Origin of the sequence: Psychrosphaera aestuarii (assembly GCF_017948405.1) — a bacterium.
In the GTDB taxonomy this organism is placed as follows: domain Bacteria; phylum Pseudomonadota; class Gammaproteobacteria; order Enterobacterales; family Alteromonadaceae; genus Psychrosphaera; species Psychrosphaera aestuarii.
Genome location: NZ_CP072844.1, coordinates 599,311 through 620,147, shown reverse-complemented (window position 1 = coordinate 620,147; position 20,837 = coordinate 599,311). Strand labels below are relative to the sequence as shown.

General features: G+C 38.7%; 12 protein-coding genes. 9 read left to right on the top strand and 3 right to left on the bottom strand.

The window, feature by feature from the left end:
• Window positions 1-15 precede the first annotated feature (15 nt).
• From groL to J9318_RS02840, 5 genes are all read left to right on the top strand, one after another.
• A complete protein-coding gene (gene groL / locus J9318_RS02860) occupies window positions 16-1,662 on the top strand; it encodes a chaperonin GroEL (RefSeq protein WP_210561042.1) in 1,647 nt (548 codons plus the stop codon).
• 163 nt (window positions 1,663-1,825) lie between these two features.
• Window positions 1,826-3,733 carry a hypothetical protein gene (locus J9318_RS02855; protein WP_210561041.1) on the top strand — a complete coding sequence of 636 codons (1,908 nt, stop codon included), beginning with the start codon at window positions 1,826-1,828 and terminating at the stop codon, window positions 3,731-3,733.
• A 215-nt stretch (window positions 3,734-3,948) separates the two neighbouring features.
• Window positions 3,949-4,881 (top strand): PEP-CTERM sorting domain-containing protein, encoded by a 933-nt coding sequence (locus tag J9318_RS02850; RefSeq protein WP_210561040.1) that lies wholly within the window; start codon window positions 3,949-3,951, stop codon window positions 4,879-4,881.
• A 118-nt stretch (window positions 4,882-4,999) separates the two neighbouring features.
• Window positions 5,000-6,847: a hypothetical protein gene (locus J9318_RS02845; protein WP_210561039.1), complete on the top strand. Its 1,848-nt coding sequence runs from the start codon at window positions 5,000-5,002 to the stop codon at window positions 6,845-6,847.
• Window positions 6,837-7,586 carry a class I SAM-dependent methyltransferase gene (locus J9318_RS02840; protein WP_210561038.1) on the top strand — a complete coding sequence of 250 codons (750 nt, stop codon included), beginning with the start codon at window positions 6,837-6,839 and terminating at the stop codon, window positions 7,584-7,586. Before J9318_RS02845 ends, J9318_RS02840 begins: the two co-directional genes overlap by 11 nt.
• A gap of 86 nt (window positions 7,587-7,672) precedes the next feature.
• On the opposite strand, the gene J9318_RS02835 is transcribed toward J9318_RS02840, so the two are convergent.
• Window positions 7,673-10,573, bottom strand: coding sequence for a M16 family metallopeptidase (locus J9318_RS02835; RefSeq protein ID WP_244731832.1), 2,901 nt, complete (start codon window positions 10,571-10,573; stop codon window positions 7,673-7,675).
• A 21-nt stretch (window positions 10,574-10,594) separates the two neighbouring features.
• Window positions 10,595-12,793 carry a winged helix-turn-helix domain-containing protein gene (locus J9318_RS02830; RefSeq protein ID WP_210561037.1) on the bottom strand — a complete coding sequence of 733 codons (2,199 nt, stop codon included), beginning with the start codon at window positions 12,791-12,793 and terminating at the stop codon, window positions 10,595-10,597.
• Between the two features lie 351 nt (window positions 12,794-13,144).
• On the opposite strand from J9318_RS02830, the gene J9318_RS02825 reads away from it, so the two are divergent.
• From J9318_RS02825 to J9318_RS02810, 4 genes are all read left to right on the top strand, one after another.
• The gene (locus tag J9318_RS02825) at window positions 13,145-13,399 is read left to right on the top strand and encodes a hypothetical protein (protein WP_210561036.1); all 255 of its coding nucleotides are present in this window, start codon (window positions 13,145-13,147) and stop codon (window positions 13,397-13,399) included.
• 71 nt (window positions 13,400-13,470) lie between these two features.
• Window positions 13,471-14,346: a TraB/GumN family protein gene (locus J9318_RS02820; protein WP_210561035.1), complete on the top strand. Its 876-nt coding sequence runs from the start codon at window positions 13,471-13,473 to the stop codon at window positions 14,344-14,346.
• A gap of 351 nt (window positions 14,347-14,697) precedes the next feature.
• The gene (dbpA, locus tag J9318_RS02815) at window positions 14,698-16,083 is read left to right on the top strand and encodes an ATP-dependent RNA helicase DbpA (protein WP_210561034.1); all 1,386 of its coding nucleotides are present in this window, start codon (window positions 14,698-14,700) and stop codon (window positions 16,081-16,083) included.
• A gap of 196 nt (window positions 16,084-16,279) precedes the next feature.
• The gene (locus J9318_RS02810) at window positions 16,280-18,796 is read left to right on the top strand and encodes a TonB-dependent receptor (protein ID WP_210561033.1); all 2,517 of its coding nucleotides are present in this window, start codon (window positions 16,280-16,282) and stop codon (window positions 18,794-18,796) included.
• Window positions 18,797-18,900: 104 nt separating this feature from the next.
• Here the strand turns inward: J9318_RS02810 and typA are convergent, their stop codons facing one another.
• Window positions 18,901-20,739, bottom strand: coding sequence for a translational GTPase TypA (typA, locus tag J9318_RS02805; RefSeq protein WP_210561032.1), 1,839 nt, complete (start codon window positions 20,737-20,739; stop codon window positions 18,901-18,903).
• Window positions 20,740-20,837 lie beyond the last annotated feature (98 nt).

Below are 20,837 nucleotides of genomic sequence, written 5' to 3'. Positions count from 1 at the left end.
TAGGAATTTAAGATTATGGCAGCAAAAGACGTAAAATTTGGTAACGACGCTCGCAAAAAAATGTTAGTGGGCGTTAACGTATTAGCCGACGCAGTAAAAGTAACATTAGGTCCTAAAGGTCGTAACGTTGTGTTGGACAAGTCATTCGGCGGTCCTTCAATCACTAAAGATGGTGTTTCTGTAGCCAAAGAAATTGAACTTGAAGACAAGTTTGAAAACATGGGCGCACAGATGGTTAAAGAAGTTGCTTCTAAAGCGAATGACGAAGCCGGTGACGGTACAACAACCGCGACAGTATTAGCTCAAGCAATTATCAATGAAGGTATTAAAGCCGTTGCTGCCGATATGAACCCAATGGACTTAAAACGTGGTATCGACAAAGCGGTTAAAGCTGCAATTGAAGAGCTTAAAGAACTATCAGTTCCTTGTTCTGATTCTAAGGCGATAGCTCAAGTAGGTACTATCTCTGCAAACTCTGACAGCGAAATTGGCGATATCATTGCTAAAGCAATGGAACGTGTTGGCCAAGAAGGGGTAATTACAGTTGAAGAAGGTCAAGCTTTAGAAACTGAATTAGACGTTGTTGAAGGTATGCAGTTTGACCGTGGTTACTTATCACCGTACTTCATTACAAACCAAGAAAACGGGACGGTTGAATTAGACAATCCGTTTATTTTGTTGGTTGATAAGAAAATCTCTAATATTCGTGAATTATTACCGACACTTGAGGGTGTAGCAAAATCTGGCAAGCCTCTTCTAATTATCGCAGAAGATTTAGAAGGCGAAGCATTAGCAACGTTAGTTGTGAACAACATGCGCGGTATTGTAAAAGTATCAGCGGTTAAAGCGCCAGGTTTTGGTGACCGTCGTAAAGCAATGCTGCAAGACATCGCTGTATTAACGGGCGCGACTGTCATTTCTGAAGAAATTGGTATGGAGCTTGAAAAAGCACAGCTAGAAGACTTAGGAACAGCAAAACGCGTTGTAATAACAAAAGACGATACAACGGTTATTGATGGCGCGGGCGAACAAGAAAATATCGATGGTCGTGTTGCACAAATCAAGGCACAAATTGAAGAGTCTTCCTCTGATTACGATAAAGAAAAGCTTCTTGAGCGTTTAGCAAAACTTTCTGGTGGTGTTGCGGTAATCAAAGTGGGTGCAGCAACTGAAATCGAAATGAAAGAGAAGAAAGACCGTGTTGATGATGCACTTCACGCTACTCGCGCTGCGGTTCAAGAAGGTATTGTTGCTGGTGGTGGTACTGCGTTAGTTCGTGTAGCAGCTAAAATTGCTGGCCTACAAGGTGACAATGAAGATCAAACTCACGGTATTAAAATTGCGCTACGTGCAATGGAAGCTCCATTACGTCAAATCGCGTTTAACTCTGGTGACGAAGCGTCTGTAGTTGTTAACAAGGTTAAAGAAGGCGAAGGTAACTACGGTTACAACGCGGCAAACAGCACATACGCTGACTTAGTTGAAGAAGGTATTCTTGACCCAACTAAAGTAACTCGTAGCGCGTTGCAGTTTGCAGCCTCTGTTGCAGGTCTTATGATCACAACAGAAGCAATGGTAACAGATGCACCGGTTAAAGATGCTCCTGCAATGCCTGATATGGGCGGTATGGGCGGTATGGGTGGAATGGGCGGCATGATGTAATCTGCCCCAAATAATAACCCGATAAATAAAGAAGCACTGAGATTAATTTCTCGGTGCTTTTTTTTTGAAAAAAATAATCAATTATTCCAATCTTATAGCATTAAAAAAACGAGTATGTGATACTCCAAAAATATCAATATAAATAATGAAAGGATGCTTTTTTATGGCGTATGATTTTGGTGCACAAACGTTAGGGATAAAAAACCCCTTTAAAATTGAAGGTCGGTTTAAATCTGTTTCTGGCCTATTAATTACTCTTTTAGGTATATATGTTTTACTACAAGTACCTGATAATTTAAAACAAGACATCGTTTTTGGTTGGACTTACGCTGTTTTAGGTTTTGTTATTGCAGCTTCAGGCCTACGAACAATTGGTGCGGGCTTATTTCAACTTTTTAAATACTTTGTTGGCCGTTCTGTACCAATCTCACTCTCTCAAAACTACAGTAGAACCGAACAAGATGCAGCTTCGGCAGAAAGAGATGCGGTGTTTTACACAAGTAACGAATTGAACTCAATGTTATTAGGTCGCAAGAACACAACATTCGTTGAGCCCAAAGGTTGGTTGTCGCGCTTTATTCATTCCGTATTCCCCAAGTTAACCTTTTTGCCTTTTCCACTAAGAAATATGGCTGAAGAAATCTTTTCTGTTGTAATTAATACGCTTACCGCCATATTTGCATATGCAATTGCGTCCTTTGTTGTGATTTCAGGTCTTGCCGGCGAAAAAGCTGAATATGTGATGCTTCCGCTATTTTCGTTGATACTATTAATATACTTAATTGGAACGTGGCGCTCATCTGCTAGCGCACTAGAAAGTAGTAAAAATTATCACGCACGACACATTGGCGGAAGTTCAGTAATTGGTTTAATTGGTCTGTCCTTCTTGATTCCAATCATTACCGGTTTTTATTTAGATAAGTTAATTACTGCTGAATACCAGGAAACTTTTAATCAATTTACCGAAATAAATATTTTTGGCGCTTGGGGGAATTTGTCCATATTTTTGATCACTATTGTGATTGTATTGGGTTTGATTTTGCCTTTGTTGTTGCAAAGAATGAAAGAGGCAACACCAACAACAGCGGTGTCAGAATACCGAGATAACCTACAAGAGAATGTTCATCCAAAAGAAATTTTCATAAATATTGAAAATATCATTTTGGCGAATCGCCGTGTAAAAGAAATTCCTAATCGCGTTTACAAGGAATTTAATCCAGAACTTATAAAGGAAAGTGATAAAAAAGGTACTTTTAATGGCGAGTTGCTTATCGAAACACAGCCAGAACTATCGCAGTCCGACGTTAAAAATAAAACAGCAAAGTCATTGCTTACTCTAACGTCTCAAATAGCAATGCTTGTTTCAGCTGTTCTTCTCTATGTTCTCGTTGCTAACGGTTTATCTATTTATGAGTACATTAGCAGCGAAATTATTGAGCCTAGAGCGAAGTTTACTCTAGCGTTATTTACGCCTGTTATAACTGAAATAAATAATATTCTTTTTGTGTTGTTTGCTTGGCTTGGAACAAAAGCGGTTGGCCGAATTATGCAAATGTGTTCACACACATTTTGGGGCGAAATTCACTTTAGTTCATTATTGATGCATTTAAAAGTAGAGGGCACTTATACCGAGAGTAAAATGGCAACAGGCATGGCTATTAATGATTCTACTCGCAGTGAAAACTTCGTGGTTCGCTCTTCGATTACGCCTTGGTTAATTACGTCTCGAATTGACAGTTGCATATTTGCTACATCGGGGGCGAATAATTTAGAAACTCCTCGTTATGTCATGAATATGAATAAAAATGATTTGGAAATGGAAGAAATCGTTGGTGAAATTAAATCATTCTTAATTAATCGAGAAGTTATTGCCTCGGTAAGAAACTCAAAAGATTTAGATAACACAATGCAGATTCTAGATGTAAATAAAAAGTCTCGAGACTACATCGCATCGTCTCAAATTAGCATTGAAGAACAAGCTGGATTTGTAAAGCGCGAAGAAAATGAAACAGAAGCGATTACAAGTGGTGTTGAGGAAGAAGGCGACAGCGATATAGATCCAAAACCGTAAAGCCCGTAAAGCCCGTAAAGCCCGTAAAGCCCGTAAAGCCCGTAAAGCATAACTTCACGGGCTTTTGATTGAACTGTCCATTTTTTTTACAAAGCCACTGCCTTTCACCAAAGAAAACACCACAACCATTTGTTTTATATATCAATTTTTGCACTTTGCTTTTTTGGCCCACACTTTGCTTGAACAAAAAAAACACAAAAAGTTAAGGACTAACCATGTCAGTAAACAAACAAATTTCACCAATTTCGATGGGAGCCATCGGACTTACCCTTGGAATGAGTCTAGTAAACCCAGCTCAGGCATCAATTATTGCAGGCGACGATAGCGGCTTTGAGGTAATCAGCAGCCAAGATATTACGGTTGACGCAATGTTAGATCCCACTCCTAGCAACTATGAATACCAAAGTAGTGATGGGACTTATTCTTATGTTAACCAGTGGTTTAGACAAACAGCTTTTGTAAACATTTTGACTAAGGAAGTAACACTTTTCGAAAGTGGTGAAGACTACTTTGGTGAAGATGGTGAAGATTCTAGAGCTATTACCCTAGATCAAGTAGGGTTTTGGATATATGATTCATATTCAATCTTCTCTAATATTAACACTGACCCCAATAATTCTTACGTGACTAATGCTACTTCATTATACGGTGACGTCTACAGTAACAATTCTCAATTAATTTTTAGTACGTCCCCCTGTTCAAGAGTATTTTCAGGCGAAGACTTCTCTGGTGAAGATTGTGTAAGTAATTTGAATCAAGGTACTACCATTGACGCCAGTTGGTTTGACGGCAGTAATGCAAACTATAATTATGGGGGAAAATTATACGGCGAATGGGATAGTACACGAACCTATGAAGATGGCACCATAGAGGAAGATTCATCTAAATTTTCTAATTGGCTAGAAGGTGAGACCGGCTATATTGCCTTTGCGTATAATACATCAGTTGATGCTTACGAATATGCAGCGCCGAACTGGATTAACTCTTCCGATACTACATTTGGCTTTTTAGAAGTTACTCGTGGAAGTATTTCGGTTTCTAATATTGTTACGAGCAATGTAACCAGCGTGCCAGAACCAAGCAGTTATGCATTATTTACTCTTGGTTTATTTGGCCTAGTAGCGCGAAAGTTAATAAAAACTAAGTAACCACCCTAACTTTGTAGTTATAAAACCCCTTCAGTTCTGTACGAAGGGGTTTTTATTGATTTCTTTTTAATTTCCTAGCATATTACCATTCTCGCTGTATATATGGATTAGACACATAATGATCTCCCTTGAACCACAATGGATTGTGCTAGATGGCATGTCTTATGGGCTTAATCAGCCATCTATGTCTGGTGTTATAAACGTCCAACTATCAGAAAACTCAAACCTTAGTGTTTTAAAAAGAATAGTTCAGATGTGGACTGATGTTGATGTTGATGTTGATGTTGATGTTGATGTTGATGAAGCTAACCAGGCAGAGCTAATAATAAAACATATTTTGGTTTGGCAATCTAGAATTCAGCAACAGCATAAAATACCTACGTTTGAAAAGCACTTTATAAGAAAGCTCCGTCAACAAGACGACACAAAAACAACTAAACTATTCATCGTCATACCTTACTCCATACCTGAAGTTACTCGAGATATTTTGACTTGTATTATTCATGTGGTGAATTACAGCTTAGAGAATATTGACGTGCTTAAAGACTGCACTCAAACCGAGATAAAAGCCTATTTTGCAGAAGCAACCGTTCATCTTGATAAATTAAGAACGCAACTAAACAAAGTGCAACTTGCTGGAATGAATACCTATTGGTTTATTCATGCTGCCACTGAACTCGGTATCCATGTTTCTCATATCGCCCAAAACACATTTAGTTTTGGTACAGGTGTAAATAGTATTTTAATGGACAGTAGCTTTACTGAGAATACCAGTGTCATTGGTTCAAAACTGTCAAAGAGTAAGGCCTCAACCGCATTGTTGCTCCAAAAAAGTGGATTACCGGGTTCTGAACATGTATTCATAAGAAACGAAAAACAGCTCCCCGACCTCATAGAAAAAATGGGTTATCCCTTAGTTATAAAACCCGACAATCTAGATCAAGGTCAGGGTGTATTTGCATATTTAACAACATTTAAACAGGTTAAAAGTGCATTTAAAGCAGCATCAAAACTTTCTAAACAGGTACTTTTAGAAAAGCATGTAAAGGGCGATGATTACCGACTTACAGTATTGAATAATCAAGTAATAAAGATAGTACAACGAACCGCGGCAGGAGTGACCGGTGATGGTACACACAGTGTACGTCAACTATTAGAGATTGACCTGCAATCGCCTTATGCAAAAGAAGTGTTTAAACAAACCCAAAAGCCATTAATCTCTCTTGATAGTGAGGCTTTAGAGCTTTTAACCGCGCAATCCATTAAACCCGAGTCTATTCCTGAAAAGGGTCAATACATTGCTCTTAGACGTAAAAATAATATGTCTACTGGGGGAACCGTTAAAGAAGTAAAAATTAAAGATGTCCACCCCGATAATATAGCGCTGGCTATTAAAGCGGCAAGAGTGGTCAACTTAGATTTAGCGGGTATAGATCTCATCACTCAAGACATAAAGTCGTCTTGGTTACAGAACGATGCAATTATTTGTGAAATTAACGCCCAACCGCAAATAGGCGCCACTATAAAGCCAGAAACATACCAGACAATCTTACTATCCTTATTAAAGCAAAAAATTGGAATGCCAATTCATTTGTTCATTTTGCCCACAAAGCCAGATGAAACTGACATTACTGAGTTTTTATCAATAGCTGAAAAATATAAGGCGGACTCAGTATCTTCCCAACTTGGTATTTATATAAATAACAAAAAAGCATGTAAACCGTTTATCAATGGGTTTGTTGCGTTAAAGACGCTCACTCTTCAGAAAGATTCACACGGTTCAATTGCTCTAATGACCCACAAAGAAGTTGAATTAATGGGTTTGCCATTGGCAAGGTTTGAGTCGATTATATTTTGTACCCATGTCAACAAAGCAAGTGCCACAGAGCATAAACTCATTAGCATGGTTAAACCACATTCAGAACGCTTTAGGATCTTATCAAGAGACAAGCTTTATGAACTATAGCGATATTTTTGATCTGCGAGGCGCAATGTACAACGAAGCCATGCGCCGATTTCCTAACGCTAGAGATTTAGAGTTTCAATTGCCGCTTAACCTATGTGATCTCAACCCAAACGATACTCTAGTTGATATGCCAGCTGGCGGCGGTTACTTGCGTGATTATATCGACAGCCGTATCGAATTGATTTGCCTTGAGTCCTCTCAACAGTTTGTTTCGTTTTGTAAACTAAATAACTTAAATGTTTATCACTATAGTGACGATACTTTGCCTCTTAAAGACAATACAGCAGACGCAATTGTGTCTATTGCTGGGTTGCATCACGTGGAAAAAAAGACGCAAATTCTTTCAGAAATGCGACGAATTCTAAAGCCAGATGGCAGGTTTTGTATTGCTGATGTAGAAGAAGGTAGCAATGTTGCATTGTTTCTTGATGACATTGTGGACAAATATACAGAAACAGGCCATGAGGGCATTTATTTTAGTAAAGCTACTAAACAAGGTTTACAACTTGCAGGGTTTCAGTCTGTTCAAGTTAAAAGGCTTAAATACACTTGGAAATTTGAATCAACGGATGAAATGGTGGAGTTTTGTAGACTACTTTTCAGTCTGACCAAAGCAACGCCTGAAATGATATTAAATGGGATAAAAAAGTATTTAAACGTAGAGTATAAAAATAGCCAGGTACACATGGAGTGGGGCCTAATCGCTTTCTCAAATGAGAAGCCTGGAAAGAAACTTTAAAGCTAATTAAGAAAGCCGCTACAACACTAGTGGCTTTTATTTATCTGACTAGGTTAAAACAAGCTTTTAACCTAGTCAGTCTATATTTAAATGGCCGGATTGCCTTCAATATCCAATATTACCGGCTCTCCGTAACCAAACTCTTTCATTCTAGCTAACTGAGTTTCTGCATCTCCTACAACAACATAAATCATTTGTTGTTCGTTAAAGTGCTTTTCTATTACGTCATGAACGGTTTTTAACTCTAGTGACTTAACGTAATCTTGCTGCTGTTCAACAAAATTAGCGTCGCGGTCAAAGCGGCTCATTTGAGTTAACATACCCAACAATTGATTCAAGGTTTCAAACTTACGTGAGTTACCTTTTATGATCATATTTTGAGTCACTGCTAAATCATCTTCTTTATACGTCTCTTTGTAATTACCAATTAAATCTTTGAATATCTGTAGCGACTCCAAAGTAACATTGGTACGCACTTGCGAAGATGCGATAAACGGAGATTGATAGCCTGCACCACGAATATAAGAGTAAGCACCGTAGGTATACCCTTTTTGAATTCGCAGGGTTTGTGCCAGCCTTGCACTCATGCCACCGCCTAAGCGATTGTTTGCAACTTCAATCGGATAAAAATCGATGTCGTCGCCACTGACTACAGGTTTGCCCGCCATAATGACAGACTGTTTTGCTCCTGGAACGTCAATGAAATACAAGGTTGGTTTTTTACGCTGAGATACCTTTGGTTGCTGAGGTAACTCTACCGCTTCACCTTGCCAGTTGCTTAACTTAGCTAACGCTTTAGTGACTTGCTTCTCAGACACGTCACCCACCACATTAAACGTAGCCATTTTTGGTGACAAATTCTGTTGGTAATATTGCTTCACATCGTCCAGTGAAATATTGCTCACCGTTTGTTCCGTGCCGCCAACCGGGCTGCCCGCCACATGAAATTCTGTATATAGGGTTTTGTAAAACGCGTTTCTCGCGATGGTGCTAGCGTCACCTTTGCCCTGATTAATGCGAGTTAAGCGAGTTGATTTTAAACGGTCAAATTCGCTTTCTTGCCAACGTGGCGACATCAATACCTCAGACAGCAACGCAATTGTTGCCTCAAAGTTTTTCGCCAATGAACTGCCAGAGATAGTCACGCTTTCCAAGTCACTTGATACTCTTAAGCTAGCGCCTAAAAGACCAATGGCTTCTTCTAATTCTTGCGGCGTTTTATTTTGTGTACCTTCGTTCATTAACGCAGCCATCAGCGATGCTGTGCCGAGTTTATTTCCGTAGTCTAGTTGCTGACCACCTTCAATCACCAAGTTAAAGTTAACAATTGGCAATTCACTTTGTTTAATACCATAAACTTTTAGACCATTGCTTTGCGTGGTTTGCCAAACATCTGGGGTTGTTAGCGTTGGAAGTTCAGTAAGTGCGGGTTCGCTGCGGTCAAATTTGCTTGGTGTTTTCTCAAACTTAATGGCGTCATTCTCAACAAACTGTTGTTCTTTACCTTGCTCAATCACTTCTTCAACTACATTGGCTTTTACTGAGCCCGATACAATGAGCTCTTTTTGATCTTTTGGAACGAAGCTTGTAATAACACTTGGTTTGTTTTTAATGTATTTTTTGAATACTCGCTTTACATCATCTACGGTGACTGCCGTTATGTTTTTAATGTCCTGTTTAATAAACTCAGGTGAGCCTGCAAACTCATTATACTGACCAAGTTTTTGCGCTTTATCTAAAACACTTTCAATTTCATAGAAAAATGAAGTTTCCTGCTCCGCTTTTATCTTTGTTAACTGGGCTTCGCTAAAGCCATTTTTTTCAAAGTCATCCAGTGCTTCTTCAATTGCTTGATAAATAGTGTCGAGTTTGGTGCCTGCATTGCCACGAACCAACAGGGTAAATGTGCCGGCAATTTCCTCTGAGCTGTTCCACGCATAAACCCCTGGCGCTAATTTTTTCTCTTCAACAATGGTTTTATATAAAGGGGCTTGTTTGCCTGATGACAAAATTTCACCTAATGCATCTAGCGCATAAGCGTCTTTGTGGTAGCTCTCTACCGTAGGAAAGGTTAAACGAATTTCTGGGATTTTTGCGAAGTTGTCTAAGTGATAAAGCTTTTTAGTTTCTGTTAATGTCACCGGCTGTGGTGTCATTTTTCCTACTGGCTTACCGGCTTTAATTTCCCCAAACCACTGTTTAACTTTTGCTTTTGTTTCTTCAATTTCAATATCACCGGCAATCACCATGGTGGCATTAGACGGTACATAAAATTGGTCATAAAATTCGCGCACATCAGCTAGCGTTGCAGCTTGCAGGTCTTCTAAGTCACCAATGACCGTCCAGTTGTATGGGTGATCTTTTGGATACAATGCTTTTTTAACAACATGACCAACGTGACCATAAGGGCGGTTATCCACGCGCTGACGTTTTTCGTTTTTAACAACCTGCTTTTCACGCTCTAGTGTGCCTTTATCAACCGTATTGATCATGTAACCAAGGCGGTCTGAATCTATCCAAAGCAACTTATCAAAGGCATCTTTTGGTACTACTTCGTAATAGATAGTACCGTCACTCCAAGTACCGCCGTTTCGTGACCCACCTAACTCAGGGATCATTTTTCGGTTCGCGCCTTTTGGCACATTCTCAGAGTCATTAAATGACATATGTTCAAAAAAGTGGGCAAAGCCTGTTCGGCCGGGTTTTTCGCGGCTAGAGCCAACATGAACTATGGTAGAAATAGCAACGATAGGATCTGATTTGTCTTGGTGGAGAATGACTTTTAAGCCGTTGTCCAACGTAAATGACTCATAAGGCAGTTCAAAACCCTTCGGTGCTTCGGCTTGCTTTAGCTCTTGTTGCACTTCTTGTTTCATTTTTTTAACAAGATCGTCAGCATTTTTACTGTCCGATGTGGCAATGTCTACCTTACCGCAAGCAACTAAAACCATTGCTGAGGCTATAGTAAGTGCTAATTTAGTTTTCATATTCTATCCATTTAGTTTTTATTATTTCCAGCTTGTTCGGTTTATTTGTGTATCTGTTTGTGATGCCGTTGTTATTGCTATCTGCGTGTCATCTTTATTAACGGCAAAACCTACTATTTTATGCGGCATATCGATATACGTCGTTTCACCCGTTGTTAACTCGGTTCTCACTAACTGAGTATTTTTTCTATCATAAACATAAAAGTAGCGATTACTTAAGCTCATTAGCGAGTGATAAATATTAATGTTGGCTTTTATTTCTATGTCTACCGAGTTAGTCAGTCCAACAAGTCTACTCCCGGTTGTATAATAAACGTTGCCACTAGGATCGTTTAACATATGTGTTGCATTGGCGGGTATGAGCATCTTGATATTATTTGAGATTAAGTCGTATTCCCAAATCTGCGTCTTTTCATTAACTGAAATTACCGTATAGATTTTTCTTTTATCAGGGCCAATCGCAGAGCTGTTTATAAAATGTTCATCTTTATATTCAATTTTTCTTTTTACGCCCGTCCCTGCTTCAACAAGGTATAGTTCATATTCTGCCTGTAATAAGTAAAAGCTACCGTCATTGGCAATTCTAGGCGGATAAATGATCTTACTGTATTCCTTATCATAGGAGCTTATTTGTGATAACTCATCACCCGCTAACCAATATTGATATGCTCCGCTTCGGTTAGAGACAAACATAAGCTGATCATTAAAAAATCTCGGGAAAAAGCTTTGTCCATCTGCTTGAAACTTTCTGTCTTCAATAAGGTTTAGCGCCATATCATAAATAGAAATACTACTTTTTGACTCGGGTCTACTAACGGTAAGGGCTTGTGTTTTATTGATGGGTGATAAATTGTTAATTGGCTCGCCGTTAGTGATATTTAAATACGTTATTAGTCCAGTATCTAACTCTAAAGTTGTTAAACCTGAATCAGAAGGCCAAATTAAAGAGTTGCTGTCGGTATACCAGCTTACATTTTTTAATATTGTAAATTTTGGAAACTCAAAAACCTTTTTACTTTCTTTTGACTGAAAGTCATAGATATAAACATTGGTTGGCTTAGTGTGCTCTTCTTTAAGGTAAAACATTGTTTCACCATCTGGCGATATACCAAATTGAAGTATGCCTTTGTACAAGTCATTAGAAGATAAAAACATGCGAGATTGCTGAGCTTCTATATCCCACACAAGTAGGTCGGTGGCATTGTCACCTTTCAGTGAGTAATATAAATTCTGTCCCTGTTTATCTAATTCCATCTTATAAAAAGGCTTTTTGGGACAAGGCATAAGATTTTTTACAAATTCAACGGTGGGGAAGGCACTCGCATCAAAAAGCCCAATGTGGCAGGTAGATGCTTTTTTATCTCGCACATAAGCAATTAAATTAAAGGATTCTACTTGCCACGAAATAACATAAATATCTGAACTTTTATATTCTAACTGTGTATTTGTATTATCCAGTAAACTACCGACAAAACTTTTTGTGCCCTCGTCTGATGTATTTATATAAGAAAACAAAGAACTATCAGGTGATACTAATGGTCTGGACTCCGCACCAATCAACCAACTCGCTGGCAATGAGTTTACTTCGATGTCTCGTTCTAACCTTTTATCTTGATTGCCGTTATCACTGCTTGAAGTTTGATTGTTTGCAGCATCGCTGTTAAAGGAAACCGACGAAAAAGACGTGTACGCTATATAAAATGCAAGAAGCAGTAAAATGGCCACTATTATTGCTTTGATATTTAGTTTTATTGAACCAGCCTCTTTAGAAAAGCTACCCGCATTTAACTCGTCGACATTATCAGTTTTAACATTCGAGTCTGTGCTGGTTTCACTGTCTTTGTTGGAGTCGGTATTACTATTGTTATCGGTATGGCTGTTTTTATCGGTCTTGGTATACGTGTTGGCCGGAATTTCCACCGGAACATAGGTCAGGCTGTAACCTTTTCTATAATGTGTTTTTATATATATGTGATTGGAGTCGGGTAACTTCAGCTGTTTTCTTAGCTCTGATATTGCTCGATTGATTGAGTTGTCATCTACGTAGGCATGTTGCCATACATTGTCAATTAGCTGTTGGCGAGAAACAATTTTATTACTATTCGCGATGAAGTAATTTAATAGTTTTTCAATAAGTGGTTCTAATTCTCTAACGATGCTCCCACACTGAATCTCACTTTTTTCAGCATTGTATCGCCACGCACCGATTTCAAACACCATTACTAACTTCCATTTCCATTATTTTTACACCTACAGGTTACAAACTCCCAAACTAGATAGCAAGAACATTATTTACACAGCTATTTTTAATTTTAAAACCTTATGACAACACAAAGCAAACCATAATATTCGCCAACTATACTCTTTTATATCAACACCTTAGTGAAACACAAAAACAAATAACCTTATGAATTTATTGTTAAGAGTTCCATAAGCGACATATTCACTTTTCATCTCTAATCTTGTCACCACTGCAAACGAACACTCATCTCAGTTGATTCGAAATGCAGATATCTTTTAGCTGTATTTTAATTAACAAAATAGATTGGTTTAGCCAATAAGGATTTAAAAATGAAAAACGTAAACAAAAATAAACTAGCTCTACTTACTTGTGTAATTGCGTTATCTCTTTCTGAAACGGCACAAGCATCTGCTACTACATTTGCTCCAAGTAACCAACAGATTTCTTATAGCCAACTATCTAATAAGGTGATGGCTAACTCAAATGAGCGTATCGAAAAGCACTTTAACCAAAAGGTCAATAAAGTGAATGATGTGATGGCGACAAAAGTTTTGGCTCAATTAGAGCTCTTTTCTAGCTACTAATAGCTAGTTACTGAAAAGTTAAATGACTGAATTGAATAACTAAATAAATTAAATTATAAAAGGCAAAAAAAATGAAAAATATAATCAAAAATACACTTAAAGTCTCAGTTCTAGCGGGTCTTCTTACTACATCATTTTCTTCTTTTTCCAACTCTGTGTGGGAAGTTAAAAAAGGTGAAGATGTGGTTCATATTGGCGGTACGATACACCTACTTCCAATTACTGAGTACCCGTTACCAAACGTATTTACAGATACATATAAAGAGGCTGATAGCATAGTATTAGAAGCTAAGCTTCCCACACCTGATGACCAAACAGGCCAAATGGCAATGCTTAAAGCAATGGCATATGCAGAGGGAGAAACCTTAAGCCAACATCTGTCTGAACAAACAAATGAAAGTCTTAAACAGTACTTTTCTGCCGTTGGCATCCAATTTGATAAGTTGGATAAATTTAAGCCTGGGTTTATCTCTTCTATGATTTTAAACATTGAAACCCAAAAAGCAGGCATGGGTGGAGCCGGTGTTGATATGTACTTTTCACAACTTGCTAATAAAGACAATAAATCAATCGAATATCTAGAGACCTTAGACTTTCAGCTTAATATGCTAGCCAATATGGGCGTTGGTAACGAAGAGTACGTTGTTAAACATAACTTAGCAGAAGCGGAAAAAATAGTTCCAATGCTGAAAAAGCTTATTGCGGCTTGGAGAACGGGTGATGAAAACGCCATCAATGAATTAGCTTTAGTGCAAATGAAAGAGCAGTTTCCTGAGAGCTTTAAAACAATGATGACGGACAGAAACCTGGATTGGGTGCCAAAGATTGAAGCACTTTTTAATGACGACGACAAAGAGTTTGTTTTAGTTGGCGCCGCTCACCTTGTTGGTGAAGATAGTGTTATCGAGCAATTAAAGAAAAAAGGGTACGAAATTACCAAGTTGTAATTTAAGGTTGTAAACTAAAATTTTAATCAGGCGCTTTACCTAAAGTTACCTACACAAGTCTTTAAAAAACGGTCTATTTTCATCCAAAAATGATTATAGGCCGTTTCTGTTTTAACCCTTTCAATTCATTACACAAGCTAAACTCCAGGGCTTTTAACAATCTCAAAACGTAATGTAATTCTCACCCAATAAATTCATAGCATCGACTTATTTTCGAAGTATTATCCACCAAAGAACAGCCAACTAAAGACGATTTAATCAACTGCTGTATTTTCGAACAAAGGAGAGAAGTTTTTATTGATCAGTGCTAGAATGCGCTAGTAAATCCTTCCATTATTTTGAGAATCCATTTTGAGTCAATCTTCATTTTCCACTCTTGGGCTAAAGCCTGAGTTATTAAACACATTAGAATCGTTAAATTATACAGAAATGACGCCAATTCAGGCTGAATCGTTACCTCTTATTGTTGAGGGTAAAGACGTTATGGCACAAGCTAAGACTGGCTCAGGTAAAACTGCGGCTTTTTCGCTTGGTTTACTGCAAGCCTTAGACGTGAAACGTTTTAGAATTCAAGCTATGGTATTGTGCCCTACTCGCGAGTTAGCCGACCAAGTAGCAAAAGAAATTCGCACATTAGCCCGTGGCATTCATAACATTAAGGTTCTAACTTTATGTGGTGGCTCTCCAATGGGTCCTCAAATTGGCTCACTAGAACATGGCGCTCATATTATTGTTGGTACTCCAGGGCGCATCGAAGATCACCTTTCTAAAAACCGTTTAGATTTGTCTGAATTAAAAACTTTGGTATTAGATGAAGCCGACAGAATGTTAGAGATGGGTTTTCAGTCTTCTATGGACGCAGTTATTGATGCAGCTCCTAAACAACGCCAAACATTGCTATTTAGTGCTACATACGGTGATGAAGTTGCAGGCGTAGCTAACAAAATCATGATTAATCCTACGTCAATTAAAGTTGAGTCTAATCATAATAAAGAAACGATTAAACAAAGCTTTTATGAAATTGATGACAATGAGCATCGTTTGTTGGCAACTCAATTACTAGTCATGGAGTTTCAACCAGAGTCATGTGTCATCTTCTGTAATACCAAACGTGAAACACAAGATGTTGCTGATGAGTTATGGGATATGGGATTCGATGTTTTAGCACTGCATGGTGACTTAGAGCAACGCGAGCGTGACCAGGTATTGGTGCAGTTCTCTAATAAAAGTGGTTCTATATTAGTAGCAACAGACGTAGCAGCTCGTGGTTTAGACATTGAAGACTTAGACTTAGTTATCAACTATCAATTAGCACATGATACTGAAACTCACATTCACAGAATTGGTCGTACAGGGCGTGCTGGTCAAAACGGTCGCGCATGTAGCTTAGTAGGTAAAAAAGACGGTTATAAAATGGGGCTAATTGAAGACTATTTAAGCCGTACTATTACACCTGAAGCGTTACCGAGTGAAGCGGTATTAAGTAAAACAGTACCCGTTGCTGCGATGAAAACGATTCGTATTGATGGCGGGAAAAAACAAAAAGTACGTGCAGGTGACATTCTTGGATGTCTTACTGGTGAAGGCGGCATAGACGGAAGTGAAGTAGGTAAAATCCAACTTCATGACATGTGGGCCTACGTTGCTGTTAAAAAAGAAGTGGCGAAAAAAGCCGTTAAGAAAATTGAAACCGGTAAGCTTAAGGGCCGTAAATTTAGAGCTTGGACAATTAGGTAATTAGCCCCTTTGTTCTGGACACTTTCTTAGTTCTTAAATTTGATTTTCTATAGTATGAACCGCCAAGTTCATACTATAGAAAATATTAATGATATTAATTGGTTACACTGCACATTTTATGCGAAAAACATTTTTGTTGCATAATTTATATACAGCATTTATTGTGTGAATTCGTCATATATAAATGGACTTTTTTATGAACTATAAAGTTAATTGCCTTACCCTTTTATTAGCTACTAGTGTTTCATCCTCGGTACTGGCCCAAACATCTTTACCAGCTGAGACGGCCTCTTTTCAACTGACTAAAGACGATTGGCAATATTTACCATTCGCTGAAAACTTAACGGATTTGTCACTACTGCTGCCGGGCACAATCCTCGCGGATACTAGGCTCGGTTACTTAACTTCTATTCAAGGTAAAGCTGCCACTGACAATCAATATTTTTTAGATGGTGTAGAAATTGGTAATAGCATTACGAGCTTACAGCCCTCTCTCATTCCAGTTAGCCTGCTTAACACTGTTAGTTTAAATAACTCTGCTTTACATAGCTCGTTTAGCGATAGTTCTGGCCCACGAATCGATTTAACATCACGTGACTTTAGCGAAGGTATCACTTTATCTCTGAATGCGAGATATTCCGACAAATCAAACCACAAATATTTAAGAGTTTATGATCCTTATTTTACTGATTCGGCGAACAGTGTTGCGTTTGATGTGTTTAATTCAGGTTCATTTTTTAACAATCAGCTTTCTTATAAGTTACATTATTCAGGCCAAAGTCAAAAAGACAACCAATCTGTTTATCGAAATGATACACAAGCTAGAATCGACACCCTGACAAATACCGAATTGAATTCTGACCCAGAGACTTTTTATGGCAGTGTTCGCGGAATACTATTTGATGATCATACAATCACGCTGACTGGTTTTAAGGACAAAAATAAATCTGAACTTTCTAGCAACACGTTAGATGTTATTACTAATAAAGATCTCAATAATATAGTTTCAAATCGTGGCGGGCATTGGGTTAACTTCGCTTATGAATGGCAAATTTCAGAGTCAATACAGTTGAGCGCCACTCACAAGACTCAAGAATTATCTCATGAAGACTTAGACCCATCGGGTTGCGATTCTATCTTTGATTCTACAGTTACCCCATATCGTCAAATTGGTTGCGCATCCCTATATGAGTCCCCTTTGTACCAATCAAAAGAGAAAAGTAATACTATTCAAGCCGACATTAAATTAGGACAACACCAAGTCACAATCGGTTTTAAAAACTCTGAGTTCAATCATTCAAATTTACAAAATAAAGAAAGTTATTTTTATATTATTGACGCAGATAACTTAAATGCTCGCTACTCTTTCGCCGAACCGTTTGATCAAGACCTTAAGTTCGCCTCTTCTTTTTTTCTGGGTAGTAGTGTATTAAGAGAATACGCGAACGATAAAAAAACACTCTTTATTAACGACAACTGGCAAATTTCAAATGCAATACAGGTTAATTTAGGCCTGAATGCGACACAAGAAACGTTTACTAACGAGCGTTACGGATACGATGTCATACCGTTATTCACAGAATATGATAACGCTGATAATGGTTATAATATTAGTCCAGCGCTTAGCATCGATTGGCATTTAATGGATGACAAAAATACCTCATTTAACCTCTCAGCATCCCGGCAGTATGATTCGATACCTACTTCATTGATTCAAGGAACCGCTAACCGTTATTTTAGTGATCTGTATATTAGTTATCCTTATTGGAGAGTCACAAATGGCGTAGATAGTGATGGTAATCTTGATCTAGGTGATGTTGCCGCTGGTTTCATTCCAAACAATCCCGGCAGTTACCCGGTCGCTTTTCAAGCCTTTATGAGTAATATCGAGTCACCATATTCAAACCAGCTTTCTGCTAGTATGAATCGAGTCGTTTTCTCCGATTGGAATTTAAACCTTACGTACACCTTCGATGACATTCAAAACCCTATTGCTCTATTTAATATTGAAAATCAAGTGGAAGCAGGCACTGGATGGTATAACAATATAATTGGCAATGCAGGGACCACTGGATACCGGACGACGAGAGAATTCGGTATTACGAAGATTGGTCTCCCAGAGCTTACTCGAACAAACCATGCGATAGTAGCGCAACTCACTAAGCGAACGCCGACCTATTACATAAATGCAAGCTATCAATGGCTTCGTTCAAACGGTAATTACGAGGGCTTAACGGCTTCTCGTTCTAGTTTATCCGAGTATGGTCATCGCCTTGCACCAAACTACTACACGAGTGAACCTTATGTTGAGGGATTGTTACCTAATAACCGAAGCCACGTTATAAAGTTCAATGGCTATTATCATTTGCAAGAAAACTTAACGTTAGGCGCAAGTGCCAGATTCTACTCAGGTGTACCAACCACATCATCAAACACGGCTGTTCCAACAGACCCGAGTGTAGTTTATGATGAAACAACAGATGCTTTTGGAGAGATAGACCTTAAAGTGACATACAAAATCCAATTTGATTTAGTAGATGTAAATATCGACTTCAGTATTCTAAATGTACTAGATAGTAGTGCGGCATTGCGAGATGATTTGCGCTTTAGACCTGATAGACTTAACGGCTCTACGAGGTTTGGTTTCCCTAATGAAGCTTCGCAATTTCAATCTGAACGATCTGGACAAATTAAGGTCACCATTGATTTTTAATTTTGTCTAATAACCTTATATCTGATTAAACATCATCAGATCTGATATAAAAAAGGCTCAACTTTAGTTGAGCCTTTTTTTATCACTACATTAAAGCAAAACGATTAAATATCGTTAGGCTTTGAACGTGAAGCACGCTTACGTTCGTTTTCAGATAAGAATTTCTTACGAATACGAATGCTCTCTGGCGTTACTTCTACTAGTTCATCATCATCAATAAACTCAAGAGCTTGCTCTAGTGTCATTTGGATGTGAGGCGTTAGTGTTTGCGCTTCATCAGTACCAGATGAACGTACGTTAGTTAATTGCTTACCTTTAAGTACGTTAACGGTTAAGTCGTTATCACGGCTGTGAATACCAACAACCTGACCTTCATAAATGTCAGTTGCGTGTCCAATCATCATACGGCCACGAGACTGAAGGTTGAAGATTGCGTTTGTTAACGCTTTACCTGTCGCGTTTGCAATTAATACACCGTTCATACGCTGACCAATTTCGCCACCTTTGTAAGGTCCGTACTCGTAGAATGTATGGTAAATAAGACCAGAACCTGACGTTAATGTCATGAACTCAGTTTGGAAACCAATTAAACCACGGCTTGGCATGATGAAGTCCATACGGATACGACCTTTACCATCTGGTGCCATGTCAGTAAGTTCAGCTTTACGAAGACCCATTTTCTCCATGATTGCGCCTTGGTGCTGTTCTTCAACATCAATCGTAACCGTTTCGTATGGTTCTTGTTTTTCGCCATCAACTTCACGCATGATAACTTCTGGACGCGATACAGCTAATTCAAAGCCTTCACGACGCATGTTTTCAATTAAGATACCTAAGTGTAATTCACCACGGCCAGATACTTTGAATTTATCAGCATCATCAAGTTGTTGAACACGTAACGCAACGTTGTGAACTAACTCTTTGTCCAAACGCTCTTTGATGTTTCGTGAAGTAACAAACTTACCTTCTTTACCAGCAAACGGAGACGTATTTACTTGGAACGTCATTGTTACTGTAGGCTCGTCAACTGAAAGTAAAGGAAGACCTTCAACTTCAGATGGACAACAAATAGTGTCAGAGATTTTTAATTCGCCAAGACCTGTAATTGCGATGATATCACCAGCGCTTGCAGATTCTGCTTCATAACGGTCTAGACCTAAGTAACCGAATACCTTGCCTACTTTACCGTTATGAATTGGGCCAGCAGCAGTTTGAACTGTTACTTGTTGGTTAGGCTTAACCGTACCACGAGTAATACGACCGATACCGATAACACCAAGGTATGAGCTGTAATCTAACTGAGAAATCTGCATTTGGAACGGACCATCAACGTCGGCTGCCGGAGGTGGCACTTGGTCAATGATAGTTTCGAATAATGGAGTCATGTCTGTACCAGTTTCGCCTTCTTCATGAGAAGCCCAACCATTAAGTGCAGAAGCATAAACTACTTGGAAGTCCAACTGTTCGTCAGTTGCACCAAGGTTATCGAATAGGTCAAATACTTGATCCATAACCCAATCAGGACGAGCGCCTGGCTTATCAATTTTGTTGATAACTAGGATTGGCTTAAGGCCTTGAGCAAACGCTTTTTGTGTTACGAAACGCGTTTGAGGCATAGGACCTTCTTGCGCATCAACAATAAGTAATACAGAGTCAACCATTGACATAACACGTTCAACTTCACCACCGAAGTCCGCGTGTCCTGGAGTATCAACGATATTTACACGATAATCGTTCCAGTTGATTGCCGTATTTTTTGCAAGAATGGTAATACCACGTTCTTTTTCGATGTCATTCGAGTCCATAACGCGTTCGTCATGGTCAGTACGCGCATCTAACGTACCTGATTGTGCTAGTAGTTTATCTACAAGCGTAGTTTTACCGTGGTCAACGTGGGCAATGATTGCAACGTTTCTCAGACCTTTACGGACATTTGAGCTCATCAATTCTTCCTCAAAAAGGGTATTTAGTCGACAACAAAATCAACTGGATTCTATCTGGCGCGGGATTATACACGAAAGATTAGCAGAATGAGTGTATT